Source organism: Colwellia sp., assembly GCF_013214175.1.
In the GTDB taxonomy this organism is placed as follows: Bacteria; Pseudomonadota; Gammaproteobacteria; order Enterobacterales; family Alteromonadaceae; genus Colwellia.
The window spans coordinates 360,460-366,459 of the sequence record NZ_JABSPA010000005.1; the positions used below are offsets into that span (position 1 = coordinate 360,460).

General features: G+C 40.5%; 6 protein-coding genes and 2 rRNA genes. All 8 read right to left on the reverse strand.

The features are described from left to right. Positions 1-9: 9 nt before the first annotated feature. Positions 10-1,551, reverse strand: a complete 1,542-nt coding sequence (atpA, locus tag HRT55_RS14390; protein WP_291622338.1) for a F0F1 ATP synthase subunit alpha — start codon at positions 1,549-1,551, stop codon at positions 10-12. Between the two features lie 15 nt (positions 1,552-1,566). Then, a complete protein-coding gene (gene atpH, locus HRT55_RS14395) occupies positions 1,567-2,100 on the reverse strand; it encodes a F0F1 ATP synthase subunit delta (RefSeq protein ID WP_291622340.1) in 534 nt (177 codons plus the stop codon). A gap of 12 nt (positions 2,101-2,112) precedes the next feature. Continuing rightward, positions 2,113-2,583: a F0F1 ATP synthase subunit B gene (gene atpF, locus HRT55_RS14400; RefSeq protein ID WP_291622341.1), complete on the reverse strand. Its 471-nt coding sequence runs from the start codon at positions 2,581-2,583 to the stop codon at positions 2,113-2,115. Between the two features lie 45 nt (positions 2,584-2,628). Continuing rightward, entirely contained in the window at positions 2,629-2,865 is a 237-nt protein-coding gene (gene atpE, locus HRT55_RS14405) for a F0F1 ATP synthase subunit C (protein WP_291622343.1), read from the reverse strand. A gap of 174 nt (positions 2,866-3,039) precedes the next feature. Further along, positions 3,040-3,837, reverse strand: a complete 798-nt coding sequence (gene atpB, locus HRT55_RS14410; protein WP_291622345.1) for a F0F1 ATP synthase subunit A — start codon at positions 3,835-3,837, stop codon at positions 3,040-3,042. 67 nt (positions 3,838-3,904) lie between these two features. Then, the gene (locus HRT55_RS14415) at positions 3,905-4,285 is read right to left on the reverse strand and encodes an ATP synthase subunit I (protein ID WP_291622347.1); all 381 of its coding nucleotides are present in this window, start codon (positions 4,283-4,285) and stop codon (positions 3,905-3,907) included. Between the two features lie 860 nt (positions 4,286-5,145). Beyond that, positions 5,146-5,260: ribosomal RNA gene (gene rrf / locus HRT55_RS14420) — 5S ribosomal RNA — on the reverse strand. A gap of 130 nt (positions 5,261-5,390) precedes the next feature. Beyond that, positions 5,391-6,000 (reverse strand): 23S ribosomal RNA (locus HRT55_RS14425); the annotation flags it as partial.

Genomic DNA, 6,000 nt, shown 5'->3' on the forward strand with positions numbered 1-6,000 from the left:
AAGACTCGATTACCAAGTTTGCGTAGACTTGAATAACTCAAGTGCTTTATTCAAACTAGCTTCAATATCTTTATTGTAATCACCCTTTTCGTTGATAGTAGCCATCAACTCAGCATGCTCATTGTTTACATAGGTATGTAACGCTGCTTCACAATCAACAATTTTGTTGATTGCAACGTCAGTTAAATAGCCTTTTTCTGCGGCAAATAATGACACTGCTGTTTCAGCGATTGACAATGGGCTGTATTGCTTTTGCTTCATCAATTCAGTAACGCGTTGACCGTGCTCTAATTGAGCGCGAGTCGCATCATCTAAATCTGAGGCAAATTGAGCAAATGCTGCTAATTCTGCATATTGAGCTAGTGCTAAACGAATACCGCCACCAAGTTTCTTGATGATCTTCGTTTGTGCAGCACCACCAACACGCGATACTGAAATACCGGCGTTAACAGCTGGGCGAATACCCGCGTTAAATAGGTTAGATTCTAAGAAGATCTGACCATCGGTAATTGAGATTACGTTAGTTGGTACGAAAGCAGATACATCACCCGCTTGCGTTTCAATAATTGGTAAGGCAGTTAATGAACCTGTTTTACCTTTAACTTCACCGTTAGTGAATTTTTCAACGTATGCTTCGTTTACACGAGCAGCACGTTCTAATAATCTACTATGAAGATAGAAAACGTCACCAGGGTAAGCTTCACGACCTGGCGGACGACGTAAAAGTAATGAAATTTGACGGTAAGCAACTGCTTGCTTAGACAAATCATCATATACGATTAGTGCATCTTCACCGCGATCACGGAAGTATTCACCCATAGAACAACCAGCGTATGGTGCTAAGTATTGTAATGCTGCAGCTTCAGAAGCTGAGGCAACAACTACAATAGTGTTTGATAACGCGCCATGCTCTTCTAAGTTACGAACAAGGTTCGCTACCGTAGAAGCTTTCTGACCGATAGCAACGTAAACACACTTAATACCAGTGTTCTTTTGGTTGATGATAGCGTCAACTGCAATCGCTGATTTACCGATTTGACGGTCACCAATGATTAATTCACGCTGGCCACGACCAATTGGAATCATAGAGTCAATAGACTTGATACCAGTTTGCACTGGTTGGTCTACTGATTTACGTTCGATAACACCCGGTGCAACAACTTCTATTGGAGAGAAACCGTCATTTTCAATTGGGCCTTTGCCATCAATTGGCTCACCAAGAGTGTTTACTACGCGGCCTAATAAACCACGTCCGACTGGTACTTCTAAAATACGACCAGTACCTTTAACTTTTTGGCCTTCCGCTAAATCAGCGTAAGGGCCCATTACTACCGCACCTACAGAATCACGTTCTAGGTTTAACGCGATAGCAAAACGGCCACCAGGAAGTTCGATCATTTCACCTTGCATTACATCGGCAAGGCCATTAATACGAATAATACCATCTGTTACAGAAACGATGGTACCTTCGTTGCGAGCTTCGCTGACAACGGCAAACTGTTCAATTCTATTCTTGATCAGTTCAGCGATTTCAGTGGAATTCAGTTGCATGCTCTGTTTCCTTATCTAAGATTGTAATGATGTTGCTAAACGGCTCAGTTTACCTTTTATAGAGCCATCTATTACCATGTCACCAGCTTGAATTATCAAACCAGAAACGATACTCGCATCAACAGTACAATTAAGCTTTACTTTACGTGCCAAACGCTTTTCAAGCGCGGCGCTTAATTTTGTTTTTTGCTCTGCGGTTACTTCAACTGCAGAGGTTACATCCACAGAGACTTCTTGATCAAAATCAGCTTTTAACGCTATAAATTGTTCAAGAACCTGAGGTAGCACCAACAAACGTTCGTTTTCAGCCATAACTTTTAAAAAGTTTTGACCATTACTGTCTACTTGTTCACCACAAACATTCAAAAATAATGTTTGTACTTGCTCTACTGAAGTCCCACCTGACAGAAAACCTTTAATGGTTTCATCTTTAGCGACTTCGGCAGCAAAAGTTAACTGGGTTAACCAGCTATCAATTGCTTTAGCTTCAACAGCAAATTCGAACGCTGCTTTAGCATAAGGACGAGCGACAGTTGTCAATTCAGACATAGCTCTTTCCTCTTAAAGTTCAGCGACGAGTTTATCTAAGATGTCGCTGTGTGCAGCGGCATCAATTGAACGCTCAAGAATTTTCTCGGCACCGGCTACAGCAAGAACGGCAACTTGTGCACGTAATTCTTCTTTAACTCGGTTACGTTCAGTCTCTATTTCTGCATGACCTGAAGCTAAGATTCTTTCTTTCTCAACTTGTGCTTTAGCAGCAGTTTCTTCAACAATTTTAGCTTCAAGTTTTTTAGCAGCATCAACAATTGATGCAGCTTGAACTTTAGCTTCTTTTAATTGAGATGTAGCTTTCTCTTGAGCAAGCTCAAGGTCTTTAGCAGCACGGTCTGAAGCAGCAAGTCCATCAGCAATATTTGCTTGACGAGCTTCAATGGCAGCCATAATTGGCGGCCATACAAACTTCATACAAAAAATTACAAATACGACAAACGCAATTAATTGACCAATAATCGTGGCATTAAGATTCATTTGTGTACCTCCTAATCAATTATTCGTTTAAAAAAAGTGGTCAAATTAACCGATTTTAACGAATAAGATGTATAAGCCCATTGCTACACCGATCATCGCGATTGCATCTATAAGACCAGCTACGATGAACATTTTAACTTGTAGTTGTGGTGCAAGTTCAGGTTGACGAGCAGCAGATTCTAAGAATTTACCACCAAGTAAACCAAAACCGATTGCTGTACCTAAAGCGCCTAAACCAATTAGTAATGCTGCTGCAATATACGCTAAGCCAATATCTTCCATTTTTTTTCTCCGATTGTTTAAAGTTAAAGTTTAAAAGTAAAAATTAGTATATTAGGCTTCCTGCCATCCCCTTCGGGCGACCTCCGTCGTTTAAATTCTTCCCTGAAGAATTAGTTTTCTAGGCTTCCTGCCTCACCCTAGGGCCAACATCCGTGTTCTAAATTGTTCAGAAATCTAGTGATCTTCGTGCGCTAAACTAAGGTATACAATAGTTAGCATCATAAAGATAAACGCCTGTAATGGGATAACCAACAAATGGAAAGTAGCCCATAAAAAATGTAATGGTAATTGATATAAACCAAGTGTCGCGATCAATAAGAAAATTAACTCACCTGCATATAGGTTACCGAATAAACGTAACGATAAAGCCAGTGGTCGTGCTAATAAGGTAACTATTTCAAGAATAAAGTTGATTGGGTATAATGACCAATGACCAAAAGGCTGGCTGTAAAGCTCTTTCATAAAGCCACCAACGCCTTTTACCTTGATTGAGTAGTAAATAATAAGAAAGAATACACCACCCGCTAAACCGAAAGTAATATTTGGATCGGCAGTTGGTACAGGTTTCATATAAATATCAGCCATCTGCATACCTGTAGCTAAACTAATTAACCATGGTAATAAGTCGACTGGTACCCAATCCATCATATTCATCAATAAAATCCAGACAAATACGGTAAGTGCTAAAGGTGCTATTAAATCATTTTTACCATGAAAAGTGCCTTTAACACTTTCATCAACAAATTCTACTACCATTTCAACAGCACATTGCAGTTTCCCTGGTACGCCCGGCGTTGCTTTTTTAGCAACACTACGGAAAATTGTAAGAAATACCAAGCCTAAAAACACCGACCAACCCAACGAATCTAAATTCCAGCTCCAAAAGCCTTCACCTACCGTTAAATTAGCTAAATGATGTTTAATATATTCTTGGCTGGTTAGTGTTGCTTCAGTAGCAGCAGCTGCAGACATATTAATGTTCCTAATGATTAAAGTTTAAATTAAAATTTTGTAAATTCTGTTTATGAGCAATTACGGTTTAGTGTTTAAATAGGTGCGGCGTTACCGCGGGCAAAAACAAGACTAAGCTAAACATTGCAAAAAATGGCATCGGCACCAGCACTATAAATTTGAAGGCGAGTGCTAGTAATAAAGCCATCAAGGCCACTTTCAATTTTACTCCGCTAAAAAAGGAGTCAATCACTTTTCTAGAGGCTTGTGCCCCAGCATATCTAAAAGCTTTATAGGCGAATAACATATTAGGGATAATTGCAGTAAAACCGCCAATCAATGCAGATTTTGCAATGGTCCATCCCCATAAAAAATATATAATTAGCGTGAAAAACAATACTACTGTGACCATGAAAGCAATCTGTTGCCAAGCAAATTTCCGCCCAGCTGCTGTTATTGTATTTTTCATAGATATATTTTACACAGATACGAAGCGAGTCGTATGTTATATAGTTTTTAAAGTAAAAGCTTTAACGCTAAAAAGTTTGCGCAAGTATACTTAAACTGTTATTTTTTGCAAGATATAAGGGCAATACACGCACTATATTTGTGCGAATAATTTATATTCACTAAGGAAGTACTTTTCTAATTAATGTCGATTTGTTACTTGCTACATAAGAGCTTCAACTAGCAAAATAAGCTAGAAAACCTTATCAATACACTAGAGCCATTCAATATTTTTATCAGCGTTATAACTCCATTACAGGAAGCGACGAGCCAATTACAAGAAACCGCAAAGATAAACCTTAGCTATTATGTAAACCCATCGATTTATTAGTTACTGTACCATATGACATGCATGCATAATTTACGTAGCAGTAGAGCTTCAATCTCACCTAAGCAGGATTAGATCCTGCGTAATAAACTCAAATTAGCAAGGCTAATAAAATATCAGTAGAGTTTATCCATTTTATTGCTCACACCTGCTCCGATACTAAGATATTCCCCTTACTTCACTTTTAATAAGTGTGAATAGAGCAGGCTGAACTGACCTTTATTGCCTTTTTAGATACTAGGCTGCAAGGATACTGAGTTGGATCAGGTGGCCGACATCACTATTTATATTTTTAAAAACAGAAAGCAAAAAAGCCCGTTACTTTCGTAACGGGCTTCTCGTGTGCCGAAGCACGAATTAGAAATTTAGCTATGTCTTACTCTCACATGGGCTTACCTGCAACATAAGTCACACTACCATTGGCACAACGCCGTTTTTCAAATGCCGGAAAGCAAAAAACCCGTAGCGTAAGCTACGGGTTTCTTTAAATAGAAGTTTAGCAATGTCCTACTCTCACATGGGAACTCCCACACTACCATCGGCGCAACTGCGTTTCACTTCTGAGTTCGGAATGGGATCAGGTGGGGCCACAGCGCTATGGTCGCTAAACAAAAAGGGTACAATCTAGAAATTTGATATAATAAGTTTACAAAAGCGGTTCAAGTAACACGTAAGTACGTGATTTTACATTTATGTATTTGTCAGTCTTCATACAATCTCAAAACCACTTGGGTGTTGTATGGTTAAGCCTCACGGGCAATTAGTATCAGTTAGCTCAAGACCTCGCAGTCCTTACACACCTGACCTATCAACGTTGTAGTCTCCAACGACCCTTTAGGGGACTTAAAGTCCCAGTGAGAACTCATCTCAAAGCCTGCTTCCCGCTTAGATGCTTTCAGCGGTTATCAGTTCCGAACGTAGCTACCGGGCAATGCCATTGGCATGACAACCCGAACACCAGTGGTTCGTCCACTCCGGTCCTCTCGTACTAGGAGCAGCCCTCTTCAATTCTCAAACGCCCACGGCAGATAGGGACCGAACTGTCTCACGACGTTCTAAACCCAGCTCGCGTACCACTTTAAATGGCGAACAGCCATACCCTTGGGACCGACTTCAGCCCCAGGATGTGATGAGCCGACATCGAGGTGCCAAACACCGCCGTCGATATGAACTCTTGGGCGGTATCAGCCTGTTATCCCCGGAGTACCTTTTATCCGTTGAGCGATGGCCCTTCCATACAGAACCACCGGATCACTATGACCTACTTTCGTACCTGCTCGACGTGTCTGTCTCGCAGTTAAGCTGGCTTATGCCATTGCACTAACCGTACGATGTCCGACCGTACTTAG